26 protein-coding genes and 1 riboswitch are annotated in these 26,553 nt (G+C 62.8%); of the genes, 14 read left to right on the top strand and 12 right to left on the bottom strand.

Features of this window, described 5'->3' with window-relative positions; genetic code table 11:
* The first annotated feature begins 56 nt into the window (after positions 1-56).
* Positions 57-1,100 carry a rod shape-determining protein gene (locus tag PQR67_RS31195; protein WP_028194510.1) on the top strand — a complete coding sequence of 348 codons (1,044 nt, stop codon included), beginning with the start codon at positions 57-59 and terminating at the stop codon, positions 1,098-1,100.
* 63 nt (positions 1,101-1,163) lie between these two features.
* Here PQR67_RS31195 and PQR67_RS31190 read toward each other — a convergent pair whose 3' ends face one another.
* From PQR67_RS31190 to PQR67_RS31180, 3 genes are all read right to left on the bottom strand, one after another.
* Complete coding sequence (locus PQR67_RS31190) at positions 1,164-1,877, bottom strand: GntR family transcriptional regulator (protein WP_408466655.1); 714 nt, start codon at positions 1,875-1,877, stop codon at positions 1,164-1,166.
* 48 nt (positions 1,878-1,925) lie between these two features.
* Positions 1,926-3,812, bottom strand: a complete 1,887-nt coding sequence (gene atzF / locus PQR67_RS31185; RefSeq protein WP_408466654.1) for an allophanate hydrolase — start codon at positions 3,810-3,812, stop codon at positions 1,926-1,928.
* Between the two features lie 276 nt (positions 3,813-4,088).
* Positions 4,089-4,727, bottom strand: coding sequence for a TetR/AcrR family transcriptional regulator (locus PQR67_RS31180; protein WP_408466653.1), 639 nt, complete (start codon positions 4,725-4,727; stop codon positions 4,089-4,091).
* Positions 4,728-4,780: 53 nt separating this feature from the next.
* Between PQR67_RS31180 and PQR67_RS31175 the strand changes: the two genes are divergently transcribed.
* The gene (locus PQR67_RS31175; RefSeq protein WP_408466652.1) at positions 4,781-6,295 is read left to right on the top strand and encodes an FAD-dependent monooxygenase; all 1,515 of its coding nucleotides are present in this window, start codon (positions 4,781-4,783) and stop codon (positions 6,293-6,295) included.
* A 140-nt stretch (positions 6,296-6,435) separates the two neighbouring features.
* Here the strand turns inward: PQR67_RS31175 and PQR67_RS31170 are convergent, their stop codons facing one another.
* A complete protein-coding gene (locus PQR67_RS31170; RefSeq protein WP_408466651.1) occupies positions 6,436-7,164 on the bottom strand; it encodes a class I SAM-dependent methyltransferase in 729 nt (242 codons plus the stop codon).
* Between the two features lie 271 nt (positions 7,165-7,435).
* Between PQR67_RS31170 and PQR67_RS31165 the strand changes: the two genes are divergently transcribed.
* Genes PQR67_RS31165 through PQR67_RS31155 form a run of 3 tightly spaced genes read left to right on the top strand, consistent with a single transcriptional unit; the run spans position 7,436 to position 10,011 of the window.
* Complete coding sequence (locus PQR67_RS31165) at positions 7,436-8,206, top strand: DUF4118 domain-containing protein (protein ID WP_408466650.1); 771 nt, start codon at positions 7,436-7,438, stop codon at positions 8,204-8,206.
* A gap of 3 nt (positions 8,207-8,209) precedes the next feature.
* On the top strand, positions 8,210-9,097 hold the full coding sequence (locus tag PQR67_RS31160) for an alpha/beta hydrolase (RefSeq protein ID WP_408466649.1): 888 nt from the start codon (positions 8,210-8,212) through the stop codon (positions 9,095-9,097).
* Entirely contained in the window at positions 9,094-10,011 is a 918-nt protein-coding gene (locus PQR67_RS31155; RefSeq protein WP_408466648.1) for a MipA/OmpV family protein, read from the top strand. Before PQR67_RS31160 ends, PQR67_RS31155 begins: the two co-directional genes overlap by 4 nt.
* A 47-nt stretch (positions 10,012-10,058) precedes the next feature.
* Here PQR67_RS31155 and PQR67_RS31150 read toward each other — a convergent pair whose 3' ends face one another.
* Entirely contained in the window at positions 10,059-10,763 is a 705-nt protein-coding gene (locus PQR67_RS31150) for a YceH family protein (RefSeq protein WP_408466647.1), read from the bottom strand.
* 235 nt (positions 10,764-10,998) lie between these two features.
* On the opposite strand from PQR67_RS31150, the gene PQR67_RS31145 reads away from it, so the two are divergent.
* Entirely contained in the window at positions 10,999-11,571 is a 573-nt protein-coding gene (locus PQR67_RS31145) for a helix-turn-helix domain-containing protein (RefSeq protein WP_408466646.1), read from the top strand.
* A 12-nt stretch (positions 11,572-11,583) separates the two neighbouring features.
* The gene (locus PQR67_RS31140) at positions 11,584-12,111 is read left to right on the top strand and encodes a GNAT family N-acetyltransferase (protein WP_408466645.1); all 528 of its coding nucleotides are present in this window, start codon (positions 11,584-11,586) and stop codon (positions 12,109-12,111) included.
* Between the two features lie 89 nt (positions 12,112-12,200).
* On the opposite strand, the gene PQR67_RS31135 is transcribed toward PQR67_RS31140, so the two are convergent.
* Positions 12,201-12,833: a LysE family translocator gene (locus PQR67_RS31135; protein ID WP_408466644.1), complete on the bottom strand. Its 633-nt coding sequence runs from the start codon at positions 12,831-12,833 to the stop codon at positions 12,201-12,203.
* Positions 12,834-13,030: 197 nt separating this feature from the next.
* Positions 13,031-13,124, top strand: a riboswitch (glycine riboswitch).
* 174 nt (positions 13,125-13,298) lie between these two features.
* Here PQR67_RS31135 and PQR67_RS31130 point away from each other — a divergent pair.
* The 3 genes from PQR67_RS31130 (at position 13,299) to PQR67_RS31120 (ending at position 15,179) form a co-directional block, all read left to right on the top strand.
* Positions 13,299-14,513, top strand: a complete 1,215-nt coding sequence (locus tag PQR67_RS31130; RefSeq protein ID WP_408466643.1) for a D-amino acid dehydrogenase — start codon at positions 13,299-13,301, stop codon at positions 14,511-14,513.
* A 108-nt stretch (positions 14,514-14,621) separates the two neighbouring features.
* The gene (locus tag PQR67_RS31125; protein WP_408466642.1) at positions 14,622-14,882 is read left to right on the top strand and encodes a BON domain-containing protein; all 261 of its coding nucleotides are present in this window, start codon (positions 14,622-14,624) and stop codon (positions 14,880-14,882) included.
* Positions 14,883-15,053: 171 nt separating this feature from the next.
* Positions 15,054-15,179 (top strand): hypothetical protein, encoded by a 126-nt coding sequence (locus PQR67_RS31120; RefSeq protein ID WP_408466641.1) that lies wholly within the window; start codon positions 15,054-15,056, stop codon positions 15,177-15,179.
* 126 nt (positions 15,180-15,305) lie between these two features.
* On the opposite strand, the gene PQR67_RS31115 is transcribed toward PQR67_RS31120, so the two are convergent.
* The 4 genes from PQR67_RS31115 to PQR67_RS31100 form a co-directional block, all read right to left on the bottom strand.
* Entirely contained in the window at positions 15,306-16,010 is a 705-nt protein-coding gene (locus tag PQR67_RS31115; RefSeq protein WP_408466640.1) for an HAD family hydrolase, read from the bottom strand.
* Positions 16,011-16,025: 15 nt separating this feature from the next.
* The gene (gene gnd / locus PQR67_RS31110; protein WP_408466639.1) at positions 16,026-17,063 is read right to left on the bottom strand and encodes a phosphogluconate dehydrogenase (NAD(+)-dependent, decarboxylating); all 1,038 of its coding nucleotides are present in this window, start codon (positions 17,061-17,063) and stop codon (positions 16,026-16,028) included.
* Positions 17,064-17,473: 410 nt separating this feature from the next.
* Complete coding sequence (locus PQR67_RS31105; RefSeq protein WP_408466638.1) at positions 17,474-18,796, bottom strand: sugar efflux transporter; 1,323 nt, start codon at positions 18,794-18,796, stop codon at positions 17,474-17,476.
* Between the two features lie 177 nt (positions 18,797-18,973).
* On the bottom strand, positions 18,974-19,291 hold the full coding sequence (locus PQR67_RS31100) for a DUF2628 domain-containing protein (RefSeq protein ID WP_408466637.1): 318 nt from the start codon (positions 19,289-19,291) through the stop codon (positions 18,974-18,976).
* Between the two features lie 205 nt (positions 19,292-19,496).
* Here PQR67_RS31100 and PQR67_RS31095 point away from each other — a divergent pair, with 205 nt between their 5' ends.
* From PQR67_RS31095 to PQR67_RS31080, 4 genes are all read left to right on the top strand, one after another.
* A complete protein-coding gene (locus tag PQR67_RS31095) occupies positions 19,497-19,913 on the top strand; it encodes a MarR family winged helix-turn-helix transcriptional regulator (RefSeq protein WP_408466636.1) in 417 nt (138 codons plus the stop codon).
* 56 nt (positions 19,914-19,969) lie between these two features.
* Entirely contained in the window at positions 19,970-20,257 is a 288-nt protein-coding gene (locus PQR67_RS31090) for a hypothetical protein (RefSeq protein WP_408466635.1), read from the top strand.
* A 213-nt stretch (positions 20,258-20,470) separates the two neighbouring features.
* Positions 20,471-20,791, top strand: coding sequence for a thioredoxin family protein (locus tag PQR67_RS31085; protein ID WP_408466634.1), 321 nt, complete (start codon positions 20,471-20,473; stop codon positions 20,789-20,791).
* A gap of 43 nt (positions 20,792-20,834) precedes the next feature.
* Positions 20,835-21,854, top strand: coding sequence for a class I fructose-bisphosphate aldolase (locus tag PQR67_RS31080; protein ID WP_408466633.1), 1,020 nt, complete (start codon positions 20,835-20,837; stop codon positions 21,852-21,854).
* Positions 21,855-21,859: 5 nt separating this feature from the next.
* On the opposite strand, the gene PQR67_RS31075 is transcribed toward PQR67_RS31080, so the two are convergent.
* The gene (locus PQR67_RS31075) at positions 21,860-24,028 is read right to left on the bottom strand and encodes a hybrid sensor histidine kinase/response regulator family protein (RefSeq protein WP_408466632.1); all 2,169 of its coding nucleotides are present in this window, start codon (positions 24,026-24,028) and stop codon (positions 21,860-21,862) included.
* 222 nt (positions 24,029-24,250) lie between these two features.
* On the bottom strand, positions 24,251-26,467 hold the full coding sequence (gene glgX, locus PQR67_RS31070) for a glycogen debranching protein GlgX (RefSeq protein ID WP_408466631.1): 2,217 nt from the start codon (positions 26,465-26,467) through the stop codon (positions 24,251-24,253).
* Positions 26,468-26,553 lie beyond the last annotated feature (86 nt).

Genomic DNA, 26,553 nt, shown 5'->3' with positions numbered 1-26,553 from the left:
GCGGCATTCCCAAGGGGCGCGCTCACGCGCCCGGCATCAGCGAGACAGGAATTTGCATGTTCGGTTTTCTGCGCGGCTATTTTTCCAACGACCTGGCAATCGACCTCGGCACGTCGAATACCCTGATTTACATGCGTGGCAAGGGCATCGTGCTGGACGAACCTTCGGTGGTCTCGATTCGTCAGGAAGGCGGCCCGAATGGCAAGAAGATCATTCTGGCCGTCGGCAAGGAAGCGAAACAGATGCTCGGCAAGGTGCCGGGCAATATCGAGGCGATCCGCCCGATGAAAGACGGCGTGATCGCCGACTTCAACATCACCCAGCAGATGATCAAGCGCTTCATCCAGATGGCGCACGAGTCGCGGATGTTTGCACCGTCGCCGCGCATCATCATCTGCGTGCCGTGCGGCTCGACTCAGGTCGAACGCCGCGCGATCAAGGAGGCCGCGCATAGCGCCGGCGCTTCGCAGGTGTATCTGATCGAAGAGCCGATGGCCGCGGCCACTGGCGCCGGCCTGCCCGTCTCCGAGGCAACCGGCTCGATGGTGGTCGATATCGGCGGCGGCACCACCGAAGTGGGCGTGATCTCGCTCGGCGGCGTCGTGTACAAGGGTTCGGTGCGCGTGGGCGGCGACAAGTTCGACGATGCGATCGTCAACTACATTCGCCGCAACTACGGGATGCTGATCGGCGAGCAGACCGCCGAGGCGATCAAGAAGGAAATCGGTTCCGCCTTTCCGGGCTCCGAAGTCAAGGAGATGGAAGTCAAGGGCCGCAATATGTCCGAAGGCATTCCACGCAGCTTCACGGTGTCCAGCAACGAGATTCTCGAAGCGCTCACCGATCCGCTGAATCAGATCGTCTCGGCGGTGAAGATCGCGCTCGAACAGACACCGCCGGAACTGGGCGCCGACATTGCCGAGCGCGGCATCATGCTCGCGGGCGGCGGCGCATTGCTGCGCGATCTGGATCGCCTGCTCGCCGAAGAAACCGGTCTGCCGGTGTTCGTCGCCGAGGCGCCGCTGACCTGTGTGGTGCGCGGTTCGGGCATGGCGCTGGAGCGGATGGATAAGTTCGGCGGAGCGTTTTCGTACGAGTGACGGCGGCGTGGCGCTCGCTTTGTCATGCGCCTCGCTACACGCCTCGCCGCGCGGTGAGGCGCTTCACGACACGAACGGCAACCTGCTATCGCGTGCCGCCGCCAGCATCGACAAGGTGATCTTGCGCACCTCCTGCTTGCTGTGCGTAATATGCGCGCGCAGCAGGACGATCGCTTCCGTGATTCGCTTGCGGTCGATCAGGTCCAGGATCGTCGCATGTTCGTCATAGGTCGCGCTCGTGCGGTGCGGTTTCAGAAAATCCAGCCGCCGCACGATGCGGATGCGTTCGGTCACGTCGTTATGCACGCGCAGCATTTCCGCATTCCCGGTTGCGGCGATCAGTTGACGATGGAAGTTCTCATCCATGCCGAACATCTTCACCGGGTCACTCTCGCGCGATTCGGGCTCGACGCACCATACCGCCTTTAGCGCTTCGACGGCCGCATGCGCGGCGTCGCCGCCCGCCCCTACGCGCTCGACCGCCGCCACTTCCAGCACGATGCGCAAATCGTAGAGCTGATCGAGCTGATCGAAATTGATCGGCGACACTTTCCAGCCGCGCCGGAAACCGACTTCGAGATACCCCTCGCGCTGCAAACGAAACAGACCGTCGCGCATTGGCGTGCGCGACACACCGTAGTGTTGCGCGATGCCGCTCTCCGAAAAACGGTCGCCGGGAAACAGGCGGAAACTGAAGATATCGTGCTTCAGTTGCTGGTACACCTGCTCGGCGAGCTGATTGGCCGCGGCCGGCGCGGCAGGCATGCCCTGCTTCATCGGAGCCAATTCCTGATTGGGGGTGAGTGAGCTAATGAGCGTTGGCCTTCAGTGGACATTCAGCGTGTCGAGCCAGGCGAGCCAACCACCGAACGAGGTGATGTCGGTCGCCCCGCTGCCATCCCCGACTGCCGACGGTTCGCAGATAAAACCTTTCACGGTGAGCTGGTTGGCAAGCTGCACGGTGCCGATGCCGAGCGGCGCAGGCACGTCGGCGACGAATTTGCCGAAAGTGCGTAGCGGCACCGCCCAGACTTCCACGGCAATGGCCGCGCCTTGCGGGCCCACTACGCGCACCAAGCCGGGTTTCGGCGGTTGCGTATTGGCAAGCGCGTAGAGCGCATAGCTGGGGATGGTGTGGGTCGCCACGATGAAGCGCGCGCCGGCTTCCTGAAGTTGCCAGTTCAACGGCTGGCTACGCAGATGCGCGCCGACCACGGCGAGCGCGACGGTCGGCTCCTGAAACGGCAGCGGTTCGATCGAGGTCGCTATGGTCGCGGCCCCATTCCCCGTTCTACCGACGGGATTGACCGTAGCCGAAAACGTCTCGCTTTCGCGCGGGGTCTCAGCGGCGCTCGCGAACAGGGCCTGAATTTGCGCGCCCAACTCGGCGACACGCCGGTCTGCTCCACTCGGTGCGATCAGCGTGACACCCGCCGGCAAGCCGTCTTTGCGGCGCCGGCAAGGCACGGCTAACGCGCACAGATCGAGCAGATTGACGAAGTTCGTGTAGTAGCCAAGCTGGCTGTTCAACTCGACGGGATTGGCCTGTACGTCGGCGATCAACGGATGCGTCGGCGTGGTCGGCACAATCAGGATGTCGATCGACTCGAAGAGTTGTTCGGCGTGGCGCTTCAGATCGGCGAGTGCGTACTGGCCGTTGAACGCGTCGGCCGCGCTGTAGCGATCGGCTTTGCCGACCACGGCCGCGACGACCGGATCGATCGCATCCCGATGTGTGTCGAAGAATGCGCCGAGCGCGGCGCGCCGTTCCGCCACCCACGGACCGTCGTAAAGCAGCGCGGCGACTTGCCTGAGCGGTTGAAAATCGATCGGCGCAGCATCGAGGTGCAGATGCGAGGCGAGCGTATCGAGCGCAGCGGAGAACGCCTGACTCGCGGCTGCATCGCCGAAGAATTCGAGCTGATCCGGCACACCGATGCGCGGCGCACTGCGCAGGAGGCCGAGACCCGGCACCTTGCGCGAGTAGCCGTCGAGCGGATCGAAGCAAGCGATTTCGCTGAGCACACGCCATGCATCGTCGACGTCGTGCGCGAACACCGAGATCGTGTCGAGGCTGCGGCACGCCGGCACGACACCGCGTTTGCTGACGAGTCCGAGCGACGGCTTCATGCCGACGAGCCCGTTGAAGCCGGCCGGCACGCGCCCTGAACCGGCCGTATCGGTGCCGAGCGAAAAGGCCACGCATCCTGCAGCCACGGTGACTGCCGACCCGGAACTCGACCCACCCGAGACGCGCAGTGGAAACTCGGTGTTGCGCACCGCGCCATAGGGCGAGCGCGTGCCGACGAGACCCGTCGCGAACTGATCGAGATTGGTCTTGCCGATCAGTATCGCGCCGGCGTCGATGAGGCGCTGCACGGCGAACGCGGAGGCAGCCGGCGCATAGCTGAAAGGCTCGCAGGCGGCGGAGGTCGGCAAGCCGACGACATCGATATTGTCTTTGACCGCGAACGGCACGCCGAATAGCGGCATGCGTTCGAACACCGCGCTGCCCTGCTCTTCATAAAGCGCTTCGAGCACGTGGGCGCGGGCCGCTACGTCCGTCGCGGGCACCCGCGAGATCCAGACTTCCGGCCGGTCGATTTCGACGATGCGGGTAAGCGCCGTCGCCACGACCTCAGATGGCGTTAGACGTTTGGCGGCATAAGCCGCGAGGAGAGCACGGACTTTCAGGGGCGAAGAAATGGACACGGGGTTTCCTTGAGTTCAATCTTGAATACAAGTTTGAATTCAAATTAGCAGGAGCCATGCCAAGTGCGTTTCAGGTTCGCGCAAACGCGCGGTGAGCCCGACCGGATCGGGCTTTGCGACGATGGTCCGGTGGCGCGAGCAGGCCGCCCTGCTTCTCTTTTGATCAATGCGCATTGGTGCAGCGCTCCCCAACTCGGGGCTCGCGCGCCCTGCTTTCACGCCCCGCGCCAGCTTCGGCGCGCACAGCGGCGCCGGCGCCAAGCTACAGCGGATTGCTCACGCGTAAGGCGTACCTGCCATTGCCGCTTTCAGGCCGATGGTGCCCTTATCGACGATCGCGAGAAAGGCGGCTTTCGCAGCTTCTGTATCCCGCTTCTCCCGGAAGGTCCGATGAGCCTCGATAAAGGCCACGGTCCATGTCGCGAGAAGCAGACTGGCGGCCAGACGGGCGTCGGGATCGGTGGCCTCCTGCCCTCCGCATTCGGATAAGGCCACCGTTACGGCTTGCGCGAGTTCGTCACGTATCGCTCTCGCCCGCGCCTTGAGGGATTCGCTGCCCTCGATGGTTTCGACGAAGCCCTGGCTCGCCTCAGAAAATTCGGCGAACGGACTCTGTTCCGCAACCAGCCTGTGAGCGAGCAGACGCAACGTTTCAATCGGCGTGACACGCGAATCATGCTGGCGCAAGGCCTCGCGCAGGATCTCGCGCCCCTCCTCGTCGCGATCAAAAAACATGTCCTCCTTGCGGGGAAAGTGATTGAACACCGTCATCCGCCCGACGTCGGCTGCTGCTGCGATCTCGTCCACCGTCACCTGATCGAAGCCCCGTTCGAGGAAGAGCCGTGTGGCGGCATTGGAGATGCTTTGCCGCGTGGCAAGGCGTTTTCGGGAACGGAGATCGGTCGGCGTTGACATGGTGCTATCTTATCGCATACTTTATGTACTGAGTATACATTGAGACTTGGTATATGAACGAATCGATTGACGTGGTGGTAGTGGGAGCCGGGCCGGTCGGCCTCCTGAGCGCCATCGAGCTGACTTTGGGCGGCGCGCGCGTCCTCGTGCTGGAGCGCCTGGCTGCTCCGAGCATGGTAGCAAAGGCATTGGGGATCGGACCGCTTGGAAGCGAAGCGTTGCAGCGTCGGGGGATGGCGTCTGCCATCGACGCCGCTGAAGAGCTTACCTTCGCGGCCATGAAGAAGTTCACGGATCAGAACGGACCGGACGCACGGGGTCGCGGGTCCAGATTCAGCGGCCATTTCGCCGGCCTGCCTCTTATCCGCAAGGACGCACAGAGAGAGCCGCAGCGGCGTCCCCACCCCGTCGATCAGCATGCCGTGGAAGCCATGCTGGCCGACCGCGTGCGCGCGCTTGGGATCGAGGTGCGCCGGGGGTGTGACGTCACGCGCTTCGTCCAGCACGAGGACGGTGTCGACGTGGCGTGGACTTCCCCAGCCGACGAGGGCCGGATCCGTTGTGCCTACCTTGTTGGCTGCGACGGCGGGCGCAGCGCGATCCGCAAGATGGCCGGTTTTGAGTTTCCCGGTACGGCTCCAACCATGACGATGTACCAGGCGGCGGCCGAAATCGACCATCCCGAACTCCTGTTGCCCAGCGGCTGGCGTCGCACATCGGGCGGCGTGCTCTCCTACGGGCCGTTTCCAGGCCGATTGTTCATGCTGGACTTCAGCGGTCCGCCTGAAGATCGTCAGGCTCCGGTCACACGTGAGGAGATCGAAGCCGTACTACGGCGCATCAGCGGCAAAGATATCCGTGTTAAAGCGCTCGCAAGCGCGAGCCGATGGACGGACAACACGCGGCTTGTCGATACTTATCGCCGGGGCAGAGTGCTGCTTGCCGGTGACGCGGCGCATGTCCACTCACCGTTCGGTGGTCAGGGCCTGAGCCTCGGCCTGGCGGACGCTGCCAACCTCGGCTGGAAGCTCGCCGCGGTTATTCGGGGCGAGCAGCCCGACAGCCTGCTCGACACTTATACGGCCGAGCGGCGGCCGGTCGCCGAAACCGTTCTGGCCAACACCCTGGCTCAGGTGGCCATCATGCGGCCCGATCCGCAAGCAGGCGCGATGCGCGAGCTTGTGGCAAACCTGATGCAATTCGATGACGCCAACCGCTTCCTCGGCGAGATGATGAGCGGCCTTGCCACCCGTTACGATCTCGGCTCGGAACGGGACGACGTCGGAAGGCTGATTGGCGACAGGCCGATCAGCCAAGTCGATAGCCACGTCTCGCTCTACGATGTCATGCAGGACGGCATGGGCGTTCTGCTCGACGCGTCAACCGGGCAGAAGGCTTCGAACCTCGTTGTAGCCGCCACGCAGCGCATACGTTGCGTCACCGTCGAGACCGGGACTTCGATGCTGATCCGTCCCGATGCCTGCGTTGCCTGGGCCGGTGAGGGGAACAGCACGGCAGGCCTGGAGGAAGCGCTCCGTCGCTGGTTCATCCCACACCGAGCAGAATGAACAGCGTCGATGAGCGCTGGTAGCTGATCGACACCGTTTCGTTGGCGTATTTTCGTTGGCGTATGCCACCCCAGCAAACCGTGTCCGACGAACCGCGCCGAAACCGCGACGCCTGAGCGGTCACGTCACCCGCCTGAAAATTACCGGGTAGCGGATATCAGCAACATCATCGGCCGCTCGCGCTCTTCCGCGAGTTCAGGGCGTGCGGCGAGATCGGCATCGGTCGGCCCCCACTCGTCGACCCGGGCAATGGTGAAGCCTGCGCCGATCAGGTGGTTGAGCAAGGTGCCCATGGTGCGGTGCTGCTTGATGACTCCGTCGGCGAGCCAATTCGTCACCCGCGGGCCTTCCAGTTGATAGCTATCGAGCGGCCAGTGCTGGTGGCCGTCCGCATCGACCGACCAGCCCGGTTGCCGCGGCGCCATGAAGATCGGGTGCTCGATCGAGAACACGAGGCGCCCGCCGGCCACCAGCGCGCGGTGTACCGCGTCGAGCAAGCCGCGTAGATTCTCGATGTAATGAAACGCGAGCGAGCTATAGACGAGGTCGAAAGCGGCCGCAGGCAAGTCGAGATGTTCGAGATCGGCTCGGACATAGGTCACGGCGGGATCGTTCGACGACGACCGCGCCCGCTCCAGCATCTTCTCCGAGACGTCGAGGCCGAGCACCGCGGCCGCGCCTGCTTCGCGTGCCCACTGGCAGAACCAGCCGTAGCCGCAGCCAAGATCGACCACATTCAGGCCGCGCATCTGCGGCAGCATCGCGCGCAACGCGGGCCATTCGGGAGCGCCCGCGAGACCGTGCTTCGACCGGCCCAATCGACTGTAGTTGTCGAAGAAAATGGGGTCGTCGTAAATGTTCTGTGTCATTTGTAAATGGGCTTAACTTCAATTGAAGTAACGGGGCCGCCTGCTGTATACCTGCGAAACCCGCTCGCGTGTGCTTTGCTGGCGAGAATACCCCTATTCCCGAGTATGTTTTTCCATCGGGTGTTCGAAACGCGATATTGCCGCCCAGCCCGCCGGTATTTACTTCTTTCAGGGCCTTTACACCGGTCCGATTATGGTATTGTCCGACCTGCGCTTTAAAGCGCAACGCCACACTCAATCGGGAAGCGCAATCGCTCCCTAGAAAAATATTATGGAAGTCCAAAACGCCCGTCGTTGGGCACCACGGGGAACACGCGTCTGGCTCACCGCGGCCGCCGCATTGGCGATCGCCAGCGGAGTGCGCATGTTGCTCCATCCGTTACTCGGACCGATCATGCCGGGCACCGCGTTCTGCATCGCGGCGGCATTGGTCGAGTATTTTTGCGGGCTGGCGCCGGCGCTCGCGGTCATGCTGCTTGGCCTCGGCATTGCCGACTATCTGTTCGTGCCGCCCTACGCGGCCATCGACGTATTCAATCAGGCCGACCTGGTCCTCGTGATTTCGTATCCGTTGGTGACGCTGCTCGTCATCATCCTGATCGAACGCCTGCGCCGCTCGCAGTTTCGCGCGGAATTGATCGCTTCGGTCGCGCAGTCGCGCTATGAAATGCTGCTGCGGCACGACAACGAGCGTTTGCTCGCCCGCCGTGCCGTCGACGAAACGCACCGGCTGTTGCGCCATCTGTCGCATCACCACCGGACCTTCATTTTCATTCAGGCGCTCGAACGCAACGCACTGCAACAGGTAGACGACATCAAGGCCCAAGGGCTGCTGCCGCGTATGCCCCACGAAATTGCGCCGGGCCCTCGCTTCGCCGACGTCCATCCGGAGGACATCCACCGGCTCAGCAAGGCGCTGTGGCCCGGCAGTCATCGCGTGCGCATGAAGGGTGCCGATGGCGCGTCGAGGCTGATCGAGTGCATGTGCGAACGGTTCACCACCCATGCCGGTGAATTCCTCGTGCTGCGGATCGGAGCCTGATCCATGAGCCAGCCTACGAGTCTCTTCTTACCCGGCGACGATCACGCCGTGCTGATGCTGCACGGCCTGTCGAGCTCGCCGCTCGAATTGCGTTTTCTCGCACGCTTTCTGAACGCCGAGGGCTTCACCGCTTGCGCACCGGTCCTGCCGGGCTACAGCGCCGGTTCCGAAGAAGCGGCGATGGAGGCGTGGCTCGACGCCGCCGTGCGCGAGTACGACGCGCTGGCCGCGCGCTTTGCACGCGTCTCGATCTGCGGACTGTCGATCGGCGCAGCTCTCGCGCTGGCGCTCGCGCATCGCCGGCCGGCGGCGCAGTCGCTCGTGCTGTTGTCGCTGACGCTCTCTTACGACGGCTGGGCGATTCCCTGGTATCGTTTCCTGCTCAACTGGGCGTACTTCACGCCGATGCGCAAACGCTGGCGCTACCGCGAAGAAGCGCCGTTCGGCTTGCGCAACGAAGCGCTCAGGTCAAAGATCGCCCGCGCCATGCAGCGCAGCGACTTCAGCGAAGTCGGTCCGTCGACGATTTCATTGCCGGCGTTGCACCAGGCGAGCCGCCTCGCCGCGAGCGTTCGCACCCAGGTGCGCGACATCAAGACCGATTGCCTGATTGTTCATGCGATCGACGACGAGACGTCGAGTCCCCGCAATGCCCGGTTTGTTGCCGCGAATATCGGCGCTGCCTTTTTACGCACAATCTGGCTGGATGATTCGTATCACATGATTACGTCGGACAACGAGCGCGAAATCGTCGCGCGTGAAACCGCGCTGTTTTTGCGCGAGAGCGAAGTCGTCCATAGCGGCGACGACGGCGGCAAGCAACCGGTCGTCTCGAAGGCTCTCGCGCGTCGACTGAGGCAACTCGCGGCGCTTGGCAAGGAGCGCGTATGACGGCGCCCGGCAACGCCGCGCGCACGTCGCTGCGTCCCTCGCTGCGTACCCCGCTGCGTCCCTTGCTCAGGTTTGGCCGGCCCGCGCGCAGGTCACTGCTGCTCGCCGCCGCACTCGGCCTGTGTGCCGCGAGTGCAGCCTACGCGGACGATGCAGGCTCGAATGTGACGGCTGACGCGACAGGCTCCAGCTCGACTACTGCAGCGAGCACGGGCTCGGCTGCCGACAGCAAATGGAAAATCGGCGTGGGGCCCGGCATCGTGATCACGCCCAAGTATCCGGGATCGCGACAGCTCAGCTACTTTCCGTTCCCCGCGCTCGACATCTCCTACGACGACCGGATCTTCTCGCAGGGTCCTGACGTGCTCGGCGTCAACGTGTTGCGTGGTCCGGCCTATCACGTGGGCGCGGCGTTCAGTTTCGATTTCCAGACTCGCAAGGAATCCGACGATCCGCGCCTGCATGGACTGGGTGACGTGCACGGCGGCCCCAAGCTGAAGCTTTTCGCCGACTACACGTGGTGGGCGTTTACCGGCTCGGTAGCGTTGTATCAGGATATCGCCGGCCATCACCAGGGGACCACGGTCAGCACGGATTTCGTGGCGTCCGCACCGGTTGGCGGCTGGTTGTTTTCGGTGGGCCCAGGCTTCACCTGGGCGAATGGAACGTACACGCGGACGTTCTTCGGTGTGTCCGGACAGCAGAGCGCGGCCTCAGGATTGCCCACGTATAGCACCAGTGCCGGAGTGCGGGACATTCATATGAACGCCATGGTGACTTACGACTTTTCCAAACACTGGAATGGATCGGTTTCCGCTACTTTCGGGCGGCTGGAGCACGATGCGGCAAATAGCCCGATTACCGAAAAGAGATTCGAGCTCAATACGCTCGCTTCGGTGAATTACAAGTTCTAGTTTGCGAATGTTCGCGCGCTCGCAGCGCGCGAACATTCAATAACGCGTCAATCGCTCGCGCCAGGCGTTTCGATTTCAATGCCCAATTCGGCAGCCATGCGCCGCACCACGGCGTGAAGCCGGCTCACCTCGTCGGCAAGCCGTTTCTGTTCCGCCTTTATCGCCTCGAACGCCGGCAGCGGCACCACCTCATCTTCCCCACCCGGCTGAGCGAGATCACTCGCGCTGACTTCGCCGCATAGCAGATGCATCCAGCGATTTTCGCGCCCGCCTGGCGCACGCGCCAGTTTCACGACTCGCGGCGGATCATTGGCAGCCAGTTCGTCGAGAAAGGCCTCGACCGAAGAAATGTCCGCAAATCCATGCAGGCGCGCGCTGTTCAGGCGCAACTCGGCCGCGGTTTGCGGACCGCGCAGCAGCAACGTGGTCAGCAAGGCAGTCGACTGACTCGGCAAGCCCAATACCCGATTCATGTTGTGCTCGAAGCGCGGGACGCGGCTACTGCTGCCTTCCATCACCAGGCTCAGGCGTTTCAACCCGTCGACGGCGGTCAGCACCTCCGCTTCGGTCGCATTGATCACGGGTGCGCGGCCGGTCTTCTGATTGCAACCCAAGGTCAGCGCGTTCAGCGAAAGCGGATAGCTGTCGGGCACAGTGTGCTGCTTTTCGACTAGCACGCCGAGCACGCGCCCTTCAAGCAAGGTCAATGCGCGGATGGAGGGGCGGGAAACAGCGTCGGGAGTGGAGTTCATAGAGGATGCCGCGGCAAGCGCCGCCGGGTCTCGTGGACGGTGTGCGTGATCGATGCACAGCCCCGTTGCGCAACCGGGCGGCGGGTTTTAGTTGGTGGGCACTATGATAAACGCCCGGACCGCGCGCGGTGTATGAATCTCCGCGATCGTCAAATGTGCCGTGGACGTATCCGCGCCTCTTGTAGTGTTTTTTGTCTCGTTGACAGGGTTCCATATTGGAGATAATTTCCCATATATGGAAAACACACTCCCCGACGATAACGCCATCGATCGCCGCATCGCCCAGCGTCTGCGAGCGCTACGCGCCGAGCGCAACTGGTCCCTCGACGATCTGGCGAAGCTCAGCGGTGTTAGCCGCGCCACCCTGTCGCGCCTCGAAAACGCCGCCGTGAGCCCCACGGCGAGCGTGCTGGGCAAACTCTGCGTCGCTTATGGCTTGCCGATGTCGCGCCTCATGCACATGGTCGAGGAAGACTTCGCGCCGCTGGTGCCGCGCAATGCGCAGGCCGTCTGGACCGATGCGAGCGTCGGCTTCCGGCGCCGCTCCGTGTCGCCACCGGCCCAGGCGCTGAGCGGCGAGGCGCTGGAATGCGAACTCGACGCCGGCGCGCGGATCGTTTACGACGCGTCGCCGAGAGCAGGCCTCGAACATCATCTGATCCTGCTCGAAGGGCAATTGCAGATCACCGTCGATGGCCGGAGCCACGACCTCCAAGCCGGCGACTGCCTGCGTTATCAGTTGTTCGGCCCCAGTGCGTTCGTCACCCCCGCGCACAGCGCGGCCCGCTACCTCCTCTTCATTGTCTGAGTTCGAACCATCATGAACGCGACCACCATCACGACCTTTTCCGCCGACGACCTCGTCCGCCATCTGCCCGAACTCGGCGCGCTGCTGCGTGCCTGCGTCCACGACGGCGCGAGCGTCGGCTTCGTGTTGCCGTATAGCGTTGAAGAGAGTGAGGCGTTCTGGAGCGGCAAGGTCTTGCCGTCGTTGCGTGCGGGCGCGCTTGTATTGTTCGTCGCTCGTCATGGCGAATCGATCGCCGGCACGGTGCAACTCGATTACGACACGATGCCGAATCAGCGCCATCGCGCCGAGGTGCGCAAGCTGCTGGTCCACCCCGCGTTGCGCCGCCAGGGCATCGCCAAAGCGCTGATGGTGGAACTGGAGCACCGTGCGCAACAGTTGCAGCGCAGCCTGCTGACGCTCGATACGCGCACCGGCGACAAGGCCGAGCCGCTCTACGCCGCGCTGGGTTATCAGACGGCTGGCGTGATTCCCATGTATTGCCGCGACACGCTGGAGCAGCGGTTTGATTCGACCACGCTCATGTACAAGGCGCTATGAGGAAGCGGTAGGAAGACGATGAAGACTCGTGCAAGTCTTCATCGTCGGGTTGAACCGCGCACGTTAGCGGCACCGGTCAACGGCACATCTCAACGGCGCGCGTCGAAGGCGATCCGCACGGCCAGACCGGCGAGCACGGTACCCATCAGCCAGCGTTGCACCATCAACCACACCGGCCGCCCGGCAAGAAACGTGGCAATCGAACCCGCCATGCTGGCAATCAGCGCATTGACCGTGACGGCGATCACGATCTGCACGCAGCCGAGCGCGATCGATTGCGACAGCACGCTGCCGTGCCCCGGTGAAATGAATTGCGGCAGCAGCGACAGATACATCACCGCGATCTTCGGATTGGCGAGGTTCGTGACGAGGCCCATCGTGAAGAGCTTGCGACGGCTGTCGTGCGGCAGGTCGCGCACCTGGAATGGCGAACGGCCACCCGGCTTGACCGCTTGCCACGCCAGATACAGCAGATAAAGCGCGCCGCCGAAACGCAACGCGTCGTACGCGTAGGGCACCGTCAACAGCAGCGCCGTGATACCGAACGCCGCGAAAAACATGTAGAACACGTAGCCGAGCGCGACGCCGCCGAGCGACACGAGTCCGGCGCGCCGCCCCTGGCAGAGCGATCGCGAGATCAGATAAATCATGTTCGGGCCGGGCGTAAGCACCATGCCGAGCGAGACCAGGGCGAAGGCGAGCAGAGTTGCGGCAGTGGGCACGGCGGGCTCCTCAGTAGATTGATATCGGACAATGCCGTCAAATATAGCCGATGCCACCGGTTCAGACCCGCAATCGCCGTCATGTTGATGGGGCTTTTCTGCCTGCCTCGCGCCAGTTTCCAGCGGACCGGTTGGACACTGCATCACAGGAAACACTTGCGGCGAATTTTTTTGCCCGGTATCGTCGAGCCGTTCTGCAATGCAGCGCGGGAGAGATCGTCAGAGGCTTGTGACGACGCCGACGGAGCAACCGCCCCGGAAACTCTCAGGCAAAAGGACCGCGCAGCTGGAACATCTGGAGAGCGGCGCCGTGCGCGCCCACCGAAGGGGATTCCCGGCATGGCGCTTGAATCGCGCGCGGATGCTCGCGGGAAGAAACTCTCAGGTACATGGACAGATGGGGCATCGACGCCGGTTTCGACACGAAATCGACACCGGTGATGCTCAACTACTCTGGATCATGTCATGTCACGAATCGCCATTATCGGCGCCGGCATTACCGGCGTCACGACCGCTCACGCCCTGGCTCAGCGCGGCCACCACGTCACTGTGTTCGAACGTCATCGCTATGCGGCGATGGAGACCTCGTTCGCCAACGGCGGCCAATTGTCCGCGAGCAACGCTGAAGTCTGGAACAGCGCGGCCACCGTGCTGAAGGGCTTGCGCTGGATGCTTACGCGCGACGCCCCGCTGTTGCTCAATCCGATGCCCACGTGGCACAAGTATTCGTGGATGGGTGAGTTTCTACGGCAGATTCCGCATTACCGTGCGAACACGGTCGAGACTGTACGGCTCGCGATTGCGGCGCGTGAGCATCTGTTTTCGATTGCCGAGCGCGAAGGGATCGACTTCGACCTGGAGCGGCGCGGCATCCTGCACATCTACAAGACCCAGAAGGAATTTGACGCGGCCGGCAAGGTGAATGCGTTGCTGCGCGAAGGCGGCCTCGATCGCAATCCTGTGACGGCAGCGGAGTTGCAGCAGATCGAGCCCACGCTGCATGGCGATTTTTTCGGTGGATTTTTCACGCCTTCCGATTCGACCGGCGACATTCACAAGTTCACGCGCGGCCTTGCGGACGCTTGCGTGCGGCACGGCGTCGAGTTTCACTACGACGCCGAGATCACGGCGATCGAGCAGCCGGCTGAAGGACGGTTTTCGATGACGGTCAATCTCGAGGGCGAGTCACAGCGCTTTGCCTTTGAGCGGATCGTCGTGTGTGCCGGCGTGAAGAGCCGCGATTTTGCGGCGATGCTGGGTGATCACGTGAACGTGTACCCGGTGAAGGGCTATTCGATCACCGTATGCCTCGACGATGAAGTCAGCCAGAAGCACGCCCCCTGGGTGAGCCTGCTCGACGATAGCGCGAAGATCGTGACGAGCCGGCTCGGCGTGGATCGGTTCCGGGTGGCCGGCACGGCGGAGATCAACGGCTTTAACCGCGATATCCGCGCGGACCGGATCGCTCCGCTGGTGGACTGGACCCGGCGTTACTTTCCCGAGGTGTCGACCTCGCGCGTGATTCCATGGGCGGGCTTGCGGCCGATGTTGCCGAGCATGCTGCCCAAGGTGGGCCGCGGCAAACGGCGTGGTGTGTTCTACAACACCGGCCATGGGCACTTGGGGTGGACGTTGTCGGCGGCGACGGCGCAGGCGGTGGCGGGGGTTGTTGGATCGTAGTGCCACGAGGTTCCAGGCGAGTCGGCGGCATGACACAGCCACCGGGAGGGGTGGCGAGATCCAACATCTGCTAGTGTTCACCGATAGTGGAACAAAAAGGAAAGCACCATGCCGCATGGCCGCCCCGCCGTGCGCGGCACCGACAGTCCGCGCCTTGGCGATGACCGGATCGCTGCAGAAGCCGTGAGGCGGCTATCCTGGGACGCTGCTGTCCCCAAAGATACGGTGAAAGTAAAAGTGGACCATGGCAGGATCACCTTGCGAGGTGATCTCCAGGATGTCCATCAAAAAACCGCGGTGCTCGAAGACCTATCCCGCCTGTTCGGCGTCGCGAGTGTTTCCGACCGAACCAGAATCAAACGCAAATAGCACTAACCGGTTTGCAGCAGCGCCCGGCGATGCCGCATAAGCGCCGATCGTCCTGCGTCAGACTTTAAGCGCACATTAAGTGAAAGCGATTAAGCTCTTGATGCTAAATGCGCGACGGCGGACCGCATCTGGCGCGTCCTGTCCTGCTCGCCCATCATCTGAACGGTCACCATGTCTACCTCCAGCCGCCTCAAAGCGCCTCTGATCCTTGCTCTCACGCTTGTACTGTTGTGCGCCGGCGTTGCCGTTCTGGTGGGCGTATTCGGCTTGCTGGTCAAACTGTTCGGCCATGGCTAGCGCGGCACGCGATGGCCGGTAGCCGCGCAAAATGCGTACCCTGAGCGATCTTCACGGCGCCGGCGCGGCGATGCCGCCATACTCGCCGCGCTGATCGAAAAAAGTGTGCCGTTGAAGAGTAGAAGACTACGCGCCCCCCGCCGTTCCGCTGCTCAGCAACATCTCGATGTCGATATCGGCCAGTTCCCCAATCCTCTCGATCGTCACATCCGCGGCGGGATTGCTGGAGATCTCTTTCGGATCGAAAGCATAATGCCCCTGGCGAGGGAAAACCGTAGTCAGCCTCTCCCCCCAGGCCTTCTTCATGGCCGTCAGGATCCGTAGTTTGTCATCCACCATCACGTACTGCCGGGCGGGATAACACTCCATCACCTGATCGAGCATCTTCTCCTTGTGGATGTAGATCAAAACCCGTCCTTCGACCTCTTCCCATAAGCCCGAACGGGCAATCTTGCGCGGCTGGAACACCACGTCGCCGTCGGACAAAATCACCGCCGGACCGTGCTTCGACACGTGCCTGATCGCATCCAGCGCCCCCGGGTACAGCCGGTTCGCAAACGGATAGTCGATCAGAAACGACGACATCAGCAACAGACGCGTGTCCCGTGGATGCTCCTGCCGATAGCGCTGCAACGCCCCGAGATAATCGGCGTAGCCCAGCTCCGCGCGCAAGTCCTCAAAAATTTCCCAGTACCGTGCGCTGTTCTGCTCGCCGAACGCCTGCATCATGTGCGCGCGCAAATCCGCCAGCACATGATCGTTGTCCAGCAAGGTGTTATCGCAGTCGAACAGAAACACGACATCGTGAGGCGTGGTGTTAGCGGTTTCCATTGCGGTTCCCGTGAATTAGCTCTTGTGCCCGTCGGCCGGCGTGGCCGCTTTTTCGACGTGGTCGCCGAAATCGTGCCGCATGGCCGACAACACCCGGTTCGCAAAATCCGCGTCGCCGCGCGAGCTGAAACGCGCGAACAGCGCCGCGCTCAGCACCGGTGTCGGCACGCCTTCGTCGATCGCCGCCGCCACGGTCCAGCGCCCTTCGCCCGAATCCGATACGCGTCCTGCGTAGCTTTGCAGATCGGCGTCACCGACGAGCGATCCCGCTATCAGGTCCAGCAACCACGAACCGATCACACTGCCACGCCGCCAGACCTCGGTGACCTCGGCGAGATTCAGATCGTATTGGTAAAGCTCGGGACGGCGCAGCGGCGATGTTTCGGCATCGGCTTCGCGCGCGTGTTTGCCGGCGTCGGCGTGACGCAGAATGTTCAGACCTTCGGCATAGGCGGCCATCATTCCGTATTCGATGCCGTTGTGAACCATCTTCACAAAGTGCCCCGCACCCTGCGGACCGCAATGCAGGAAGCCCTGATCGGCCGTGCCGGCGCCGGCTGTGCGGCCCGGTGTGGCGGGCACGGCGCCCGCACCGGGTGCGAGCGTCGAAAAGATGGGTTCGAGCCGCTTCACGACCTCGGTCTCGCCGCCGATCATCAGGCAATAGCCGCGCTCACGTCCCGCGACGCCGCCGCTGGTGCCGACGTCGACATAGTGGAGTTGCCGCTTCGCCAGATCGGCGCCGCGGCGAATGTCGTCGTGGTAGTAGGAGTTGCCGCCGTCGATCACGATGTCGCCAGCCTCGAGCAAAGGCACGAGGTTATCGAGCGTCTTGTCGACCACCGCGGCGGGCACCATCAGCCACACCGCGCGCGGTTTTTGCAGTTGCGCGACCAGGTCTTCGAGCGACGTTGCACCCGCGATGCCCTCCTGCTTCAGCTTGTCTACCGCGGCCGGTTGTACGTCGTAAGCGATGCATTGCTGTCCACCCTTCGTCAGGCGGCGCACCATGTCCGCGCCCATGCGTCCCAATCCAATCATGCCTAGCTGCATATCTCGCTCCGGAAAGTGTCTCGTTGCGCGTTTCAGTCTGGTTCGGCGTGCTGGGGTCTTGCCGCGCGTTTTAGCGGCGGCAAGCGGCTCTCCTCACTGTAGTTGCGTTTTACGTCATCCGATGGACACACGGTAGCAGCCCTGGATCGTCCGCGCAGTGAATCGGGCACCGCGTGCGTCAAACGACGATACGCTTCTTTGCAGAGGTTTTGCGCGGCTTGAAGTTCCAGACGTGCGTCGATAAGAGCCGTCGTCGAGGTGCTGGCTTCGATTTGGCCAACTGCCCTCTTACACTTTCATTGAGCGCCATGGCGGGATATTGACGCGACCACGCCTGGAGCGTTGGAACAATTTGGGGGCGGCCAGGCGTGCGCGGCGTTCGTGGCCTGTTGGCACGCGAACCGGGAGCCTTAGCGCCGCCGTTCCTGAAACTTCCGGTATTGCGTGCGCGCAAAACGCTGCACCGCGCGCCACATCTGCGGATAGCGGTAACCGGGCACGGCGAACAGCACCAACGCGCAAAGCGCCAGCAAGCCGCAGAACAGGAACGTGCCGCGATAGCTGAACGCCTCCACCAGCAAACCGGACAACACGCCGGAGAGAATCGAGCCGACCCGTGCCGCATTGAAGAACAAGGCAGTCGCGCGGCCGGGCGACTGCGGCATCAGATCCTGCACATAGGTCATGCCGAGGCACGAGGTCACCGCGACGACGAAGGCATTGAATATCTGCATCGGGATCAGCACGTGGACGCTGCCCGCCACCGACATCCCAACGAAGTACACGGCGTGAACCGCGGCGCAGGCGGCCAGCCAGTTGGGCTTGTGCAGCGACGACGACTTCGCGCCGAGCGCGAGCATCATCGGAATCTCCATCAGGGCGCCGAGCCCGAGCATGATCGACACGTCCAGATGCGTGCCGTCCAGACCGCGCACGATGTAAAGCGGCAGCACGATCATGGTCGCGTTCGCGGCAAGACCGAGCAAGGTGAGCGCGGCCACGGCGCGGCGAATGTCGTTCGGCGAGGCGACGCCCGGCAGATCCTCGTGCGCCTCTTCGCCGGGCGCGGTCAGCGGCGGCACCGTGATCGAGGCCGACGGCTCCGAGGCGGTGTCTTCCACCGTGTGATCGCCCAGATGGCCTTGCGGCTCCCGCATGCGCCAGACGATGCTCGCGCAGGCCGCGAAACTCGCCGCCGCGAACAGGAAGAGTCCGTAGAAACCGGCGCCGGCAAGCACCAGCGCGCCCACCGAAGGACCGAACACCCACGCCGCCGACAGGATGGTCCGCAAGGTAGCGCTGGCGAATGCGCGCTCCGCGGCGCTCGACACGGGCAGCGCCGCGCGGCTGAACGAAAACACCAGCGACATGGCCGAGCCGCCCGCGCCGATAAAGACCATACCGACCACCAGCAACAGCCGGTAGTCGCGCACCACGCATAAACTCAGATACCCCAGTGCCGTGGCCACGAGCGCCGCCAGCAACAATGGCCGGTGCCGCCCGCTCGCATCGCTCCGGCGGCCGGCAAAGGTGCTGGCGAGCACCCCGCTCGCGGCGATCAGCGTCATGAAGATACCGAGCTTGAGCGGCGTCATGCCGGCGCGTTCTACGCCGAATAGCGACAGATAGGGAGCGGTGAACGACATCGCCACACCGAGCATGAGGGTGGCGGCGGCCAGCGGCTTGAAGCCAGAGATGTGCAGCAGGTCGAAAAAGCGGGTGGTTTTCAACACGAGTGGCGGTGGGTCAGGGAAAACGCGTCCGCGGCGCGCGATTCAAACCGCGGACTTCGTGGCCGGAACAACCGGGGCATTATCGGCCTGGCTTGCAGGAACGTAAACCTGTGCCCGCACGTCCCATATTTGGGTTGGGCACCGGGCGTTGCAAAAAAACTGCCGGCACGGACGCCGCTACTTGCCCTCGCCGGTCGGCGACATGACGACGTATCCGCGCTTTTCGAGCGTCCAGCGGTGCCACTGATTGCCGTAGACGCCGCAGGCAACGCCGAACAACACGGACAGCACCAGTCCGATCGTGCCGATCGTATCGCCCCATAAGCCGCTGAGAAACAATATCGTGCTGACCCCGAGCATGACGAAAGTAGCAAACCACATTCTCTTCGACATGGCCCAGACGAAGCCCAACAGCAACGCGCCCCAACTGAAGCCGGTGGCAACCGAGACGACGTCGTCCTTGCCGGGGCGCTGGAGGTAGATCCTTTCTGCCATGTCCTTTCCTGAATGCGATGATGCCGCTGGAGCAAATCATGACGTTTAACATGTCACGCTGGCAAATGTACGCGTTTGTGTGAAATTTGCGCGATGCGGCAGCCGCCAGCGGCCCTCGACCCTCGACCTGACCCAACCGCCCAAACCGATGCACGTCGTTAAATTTTAGTTGCCTTGCTAACCATATTGCGTTTCAATAGCGGCCATGTTCGATCATTGCCTTTACTTCAATTCCTCCGCCTTGTCGCGGCTTGTCGAGCGCGAATGGGGGATCGTGTACACCCAATTCGGGCTGACGCCGCCGCAAGGTTTCGTGCTGCGCGTCGTATTGGCCACACCTGGTTGCCTGAGCAGCCAGATCGCGGATCTGCTGGGCATTGCCCGCCCCACTGCGACGCGGCTGATCGATAACCTGAGCGACAAGGGGCTGATGGAGCGCCGTCAGGGCGAAACCGACGGCCGCGAATGGCGGGTGTATGCGACCCGGGCGGGCAAGGCGCTTGAGCGGCCCATCAACGAGGCGAGCGCGCAAATTGCAAAGAATCTGCGCGCGAGGATCGGCCCGGAGTTGTTCGAGGCGGCCGTTACGTCAATGCATGACGTGCGCAAAGCGCTTGAATAAGGCGTTTTTTTTAACCATATAGTTGTCTTGCTAATCATATGCCAGGAGAGGATCAAATGAACCATCTAGCCAGACCGCATAGCGCGGCAGCCCGTAAGGGCACGGGAAGCGTGTCAGGCGGTATGCGGGTTTCGGCGAACTGGATTTTCGGCGCCGTGCTCGGGTTGGCGCTTTGTATTCTGCTGGGCATCGCGATTGCTAGCGCGCCCGCTGCGGTGCGCAGCAATACTGAGCGCTGCCTGCAAGCGCTGGCCGATGAACAGCATGTGAGTGTCGAAGATTTTTTTCAGAACCCCGCTAAACAGGATGCTTTGGCATTGGCCGCCGAGCAATGCGCGCGATGACAGGTTTGCCTTGCCCTGCGTTTGAATTGAAACTGGAACCAGGGCCGAGGGATCACGGATCGATTAAAAGCCGCCCAATGCGGGAAAGCACCCGTTGCCCCCGCCACTGACGATCCTGGCCATAGCTGATACTCTTTACCCAATCCACACGCAGCCGCGCCGCGCGCAAGCGCACATCGCTGTCTGCGAAGGTAAAAAAACATCGGAGCAGCTATGGCAAGCCCAACACCCTATTCCTCCCACGCCCCTTCTCGCGCCGAGGTCAATGCGCTGCCCGGCGCGACGGTCATAGAGTTCGGCACGAACTGGTGTGGTTTCTGTCAGGGCGCGCAAGCATCGATTGCCAAAGCGTTCGAACCGCATGCCGGCATCCGGCATCTCAAGGTAGAGGACGGCCCGGGCCGGCCACTTGGGCGTTCCTTCCAGGTCAAACTCTGGCCCACGCTGGTCTTCATGCGCGATGGCGCCGAGGTCGCACGTATCGTGCGTCCGACGAAAGCCACGGATATCGCCGTGGCTTTCGCTTCGCTCTGATGCAAGATTTCATCCGCAATCCGGATTCAAGGGAGCACACCTCATGGACACCCGTAGCGAGCTGCAAGCCACCGTCAATGCGATGGTCCAACCCGGCAAAGGTCTTCTCGCCGCCGACGAAAGCGGCCCGACCATCGCCAAACGATTCAAGACCATCGGTCTTGAATCGAGCGAGGAAAACCGTCGCGCCTACCGCAATCTGCTGCTCACTACGCCGGGTCTCGGCGCCTTTGTCAGCGGCGTGATCCTTTACGAAGAAACGCTCGGACAAAAGGCGGACGACGGCACACCGTTCCCGCAACTCGCGGCCAGCAATGGCATCGTGCCCGGCATCAAGGTGGACCTCGGCAAGATTGCGCTCGCGCTCGCCCCCGGTGATGAAATCACCGAAGGTCTCGACGGCCTCGCGAAGCGTTTCGTTGACTATAAGCGGCAAGGCGCGCGCTTCGCGAAGTGGCGCGCGGTCTACAACATCACGGCGAGCTTGCCGAGCCGCCTCGCCATTGAAGCGAATGCCGACTCCCTCGCGCGCTATGCGGCGATCTCGCAGGAAGCGGGCATTGTGCCGATCGTCGAACCGGAAGTGCTGATGGACGGCGATCACACCATCGGACGCAGCGCGGAAGTGACCGAGGCCGTGTTGCACGAAGTCTTCAACGCGCTGCATCGGCACCACGTGGTGCTCGAACATATTCTGCTGAAGCCGAGCATGGTGCTGGCGGGCGCGGACCATGCGCAGCAATCGTCGGTGGCGGAGATCGCCGCGCACACCGTGCGGGTACTCAGGCGCACGGTGCCATCGGCGGTGCCGGGGCTCGTGTTCCTGTCCGGCGGCCAAACGCCGGAAGAGGCAACCGCCAATCTCGATGCCATGAATCGCCTCGGGCCGCTGCCGTGGAATCTGAGCTTCTCGTACGGCCGCGCGTTGCAGGAACCACCGCTGCAGGCATGGCGAGGTCAGGCGGCCAACGTGAAGGAGGCGCAGGCGGCCTTGCTCAAGCGCGCCCGTTTGAACAGTGCGGCGGCGCTCGGCAAGTACGACGCCGCGCAGGAAAAAGCCTAAGAGGCTTACGGTTCGCAAACCACCAGGGCGTGCAGCTCGTCGATATTGAAGGGTTTGGCGAGTATCGCCACGCCGAGCCGGCGCGCCCGTTCGAGCTCGTCGGCGTAGCCCGTCATCAGCGCGATCTTCTGGGTGGGCCACGCGCTGCGCACCTTCTCGGCAAGATCGATGCCGTTGAGCCTGCCCGGCATCTGGATGTCGGACAGTACGAGTTCGAATCTCGCGCCGCCGGCCAGCAGATCGAGCGCCTGGTCGGCGGTCGGTTCGTGCCGGACTTCGCAGCCAAAGGTTTCCAGCACGGCGGCTACGCCCGCCGCCACGTCTTCGTTGTCTTCCACCAGCAGCACCACACCCTTTGACGCCAGCGCCGGCTGCTGCGCCGTTTCCACGTCCGGCACCAACGCCTTTTGCCGCTCGCGATAGCGCGGCAAATACAGTCTGACTGTGGTGCCGCGGCCCTGCACGCTGTCGATTTTGGCCGTGCCGCCCGCCTGTTCACACATCGCGATCACCTGGGCGAGGCCGAGGCCGGTGCCCGAGCCGCGCAGCTTGGTGGTGAAGAGCGGCTCGAACGCGCGACGGGCGACGGTTTCGGGCATACCCTCGCCGTCGTCGGAACAGGTGATCAGCACATATTCGCCGTCGGGCAGCAAGGTGTCGCTGCTCACCAGGCGGTTGTTCTGGCAACGAATCACGAAACGCCCGCCGCGCGGCATCGCATCCCGAGCGTTGACCGCCAGATTCATGATCGCGAATTCGAGGTCGGTGGGATCGGCCAGCACCTGCCAGATGTTGTCGACCATGTTCAAGGCAAACTCGATGTTGTCGCCGAGCGACGCGTCGATCAGCGGCGCGGCGTTCGGCAGCCATGTGGCGAGCTCGACCGGTTGCTGCTTGAGCGGCTGCTTCTTGGCCACGCTCAGGAGTTGCCGCGTCAGCGATTCCGCCGTGGCGGTGGCGCGCTCGATGGCTTGCACCTCTTTTTCCAGGCCGTTGTAGCGCTTCAAACGCGAAAGTTCGGTGTTGGCCGACACCACCATCAGCAGATTGTTGAAGTCGTGCGCGACATTGGCGACCAGATTGCCGAGTGCGCCCATCCGCTGCAATTGCCGGGTCGACGCCTCCGCCGAAAGACGCATGGCCACTTCGCCTTGCCAGCGCTCCCACGCGCGGCGCTCGCCGGCAAGCTGGCGCAACGAGAAAAACACCAGCAGCCAGATCGCCACGCAAGGCACGGCGGCAATCGCCGCAACCGCCATGAAATGCTGGCGCCATGCGGTGGCGATCGCAGCCGTCGCATAGGCGCTCATGACATAGAGCGGATAGTCGCCGACCCGGCGAAATGCCAGCAGCCGTTCGACGCCGTCGACCGAGGAAGTCAGACGAATGTGGCCGAATAGCTGCTTGTCGCGCAACGCCGCGGTAAACGCGCTGTGCTGGCTGGGTTTGGCGCCGCTCGGCCACGCCGGATAGCGCACCAGCAGGCTGCCGTCCTGGCGGTACAACCCCAACGAGAGCGACGGGTCGCCATTCGTCAGATCATGGTAGAAGCGCGAAAAGTACTCGGTGCGCAGCGCCACGGATACCACGCCGAGGAATTGCCCGTTCTCGCCTGAGCGGCCAATCGAGGTGTTGAACACATTGGTCTGCGACAACGGTCCGAACATGGGCTGGGAAAAATAGGGCTGCGGCCGTATCGCCTTGGCGGTGGCGAAGTCGTCGCGTCGGCTCGTCGACATGACCGGGGCCGGATAAGCACGGCTCGACACCAGCAAATCGCCGTTCGCGCCGAGCAGGTAGATCGAGGCGACCTGCGGAAAGTCGCCGCCGATTTGCCGCAGACGATCGTGCAAGCCGGCTTCCTGCGGGCGAATTTGCGCGTCGTCGTCATTCGCGAGCAGGTCGACGATGCGCGAGGCCATCTGCTGGTTGAGGTCCATGACCTTGGCGGCCTGCTCCTCGGCCACGCGCGCGAGCCGGTCGATCATGTCGTTCGAGTCGGCGATCCGGCGCTGGTAGTCGAAATACCCATAACCCGCGAGGCAGGTCAGTGGAAACACGATCGACACTGCGAGCACGATCAGAAGCACGCGTCGCGTCGTCGCGAAATTGCGCGACGGCATGGGGAAGTCAACTGCGGCACGCTCCGCACGTTGCACGGTCACGCTCTCCATGAAAGATGATCCAGTTGGGGTGGCAGTGCACAACGCCCCACGTTGTTCGTGCGCTATTTCCGCTCCCCGGAATTTACCGCACTTCCGCCGTTCGCCATAGGGTGCCGGGCGGTGAAAACGGTACACGGATGGCTAACGCAGGGATTGCCACTGACATACGATTCGCTGCACCTTGCGGTGCGACAGAGGGTACACCATGGTCACGCAAAGGCCGCGCCAGGCTCACGTTCCGGTAGGGTTTTCGCTTTCGTCGCTGGTGAGCTGTTCTTCGAGACGATCGAACACGCGTTGCGTCGCGCGGCTCGGCGCGTCAAGTGCGAACAGCAGCAATGAACGGCTGGTTACCTGATAGGCATCGCCGGCGCTGAATTGCGGCAACTCGGCGCGCACCGGCATGTTCGTATCCAGCAAACAGGTCCACTGATCGCCCTCGGGCACATCCGGCAGCGTGAAATTGACCACGTCGTGATGCGCATTGAGCACCAGCAGCAACGTCGCATCGGACGCGGGGCGTCGAATGCCGCTCGCCTGCGCGCGTCCGTCGATCACGAGGCCGAAGCAGCGCATCGACGGGTCGTCCCACTGCTCCTGCGAAAGATCGGTGCCGTCCGGTGAAAGCCAACGCGCGTCGGTCACCTCGAGCACCTCGTTGAATTCGCCGCTCAGAAAGCGTCCGCGACGCAGTACCGGCAGACGATGCCGCAACGTGGTCAGATTCTTGACGAACTCGGTCAGCGCGCGCCCATCGTCGTCGATGCCTTCCCAATCGACCCAACTGATCTCGTTGTCCTGGCAATACGCATTGTTATTGCCCTGTTGCGTGCGGCCAAATTCGTCGCCCGCCAGAATCATCGGCGTGCCCTGCGAGAGCAGCAGCGTAGCCAGCAGATTGCGCTTCTGGCGTTCGCGTTGCTGACGGATATCGGCGTCGTCGGTTGCGCCTTCGACACCCATGTTCCATGACTTGTTGTCCGAGTGACCGTCCTGGTTGTCTTCGCCGTTGGCCTCGTTGTGCTTGTCGGTGTACGACACCAGATCGTTGAGCGTGAAACCGTCATGTGCGCTGATGAAGTTGACGCTCGCCCAGGGGCGCCGTCCGCGATGATTGAACTTGTCGCCCGAACCGGTCAGGCGGGTCGCGAGATCGGCCACCTTGCCCTCGTCGCCCTTCCAGTACTCGCGCACCGTGTCGCGGAAACGGTCGTTCCACTCGGCCCAGCCCGGTGGAAAACCGCCCACCTGGTAGCCGCCGGGACCGCAGTCCCACGGCTCGGCGACCAGCCGCACGCTCGAGAGCACCGGGTCCTGGCGGCAACTGTCGAGAAACCCACCGCCTTCGTCGAAGCCGTGCGGTTCGCGGCCGAGAATCGTGGCGAGATCGAAACGGAAGCCGTCCACCTTCATCTCCGTCACCCAGTAGCGCAGGCTGTCCGTGACCATTTGCAGCACGCGTGGATGGGACAGATTGAGGGTATTGCCCGTCCCGGTGTCGTTGATGTAATAGCGCGGTTCCTCGGGCATCAGGCGATAGTAGGACGCGTTGTCGATGCCTTTGAAGGAAATCGTCGGGCCGCGCTCATTGCCTTCGGCCGTGTGGTTGTAGACCACGTCGAGAATGACTTCGAGATTGGCGCTATGAAAGCGGTCCACCATTTCCTTGAATTCGCCGACCGGGTCGGCGGACGACGCGAAATAGCGCGGATCGGCCGCGAAGAAGCCGATCGTGTTGTAGCCCCAGTAGTTGGTGAGGCCCTGGTCGAGCAGATAACTGTCGCTGACGAAAGTCTGAACCGGCAACAATTCGACCGATGTGACGCCGAGCCCCTTGATGTAATCGAGCACGACCTGCTGGCCGAGTCCCGCGAAGGTGCCGCGCAAGTTTTCCGCTACGCCGGGATGACGTTTGGTAAAACCGCGCACATGGGTCTCATAGAAGATCGCGCGCTCCCAGGGCAGCGCATTGCGCTCCGGATGACTCCACGAAAAGTTGGCGTCCACCACCTTGCACTTCGGCACGAAGGGGGCGCTGTCCCGCTCATCGAATGACAGGTCGCCCTCTTCCGAATCGAGCGTATAGCCGAAGATTTCCGGCGCCCATCTGAGCTCGCCGATATGCGCTTTGGCATAGGGGTCGAGTAAAAGTTTGTTCGGATTGAAACGATGTCCATTTTCCGGCTCATAAGGCCCGTGGACCCGATAACCATACACCGCACCGGGTTTCAGATTCGGCACGAACACATGCCAGACCTCGTCGGTGTATTCCGGCAGTTCGATACGCTCGATTTCTGTCTCGCCGGTTTCATCGAACAGACACAGTTCGACCCGGGTTGCATGCGCCGAAAACAGCGCGAAGTTGACACCGCTTCCGTTCCATGTCGCGCCGAGCGGGAAAGGGGTGCCTTCCGCGATGCGCGTCGAGTAGCTGGCCTGGGATGACATAGGGATTCCTGTGGAAGCTGAGTAGGCAGCCCATGTGTTTGGCATGTGCAAGCTTGCTGCTTCAGCAAATTCCGGACCCAGACGCC

Source organism: Paraburkholderia fungorum (assembly GCF_046026025.1).
Taxonomy (GTDB): domain Bacteria; phylum Pseudomonadota; class Gammaproteobacteria; order Burkholderiales; family Burkholderiaceae; genus Paraburkholderia; species Paraburkholderia fungorum_E.
The sequence above is the reverse complement of the archived record's forward strand: the minus strand, read 5'-3'. Positions and strand labels throughout refer to the sequence as shown.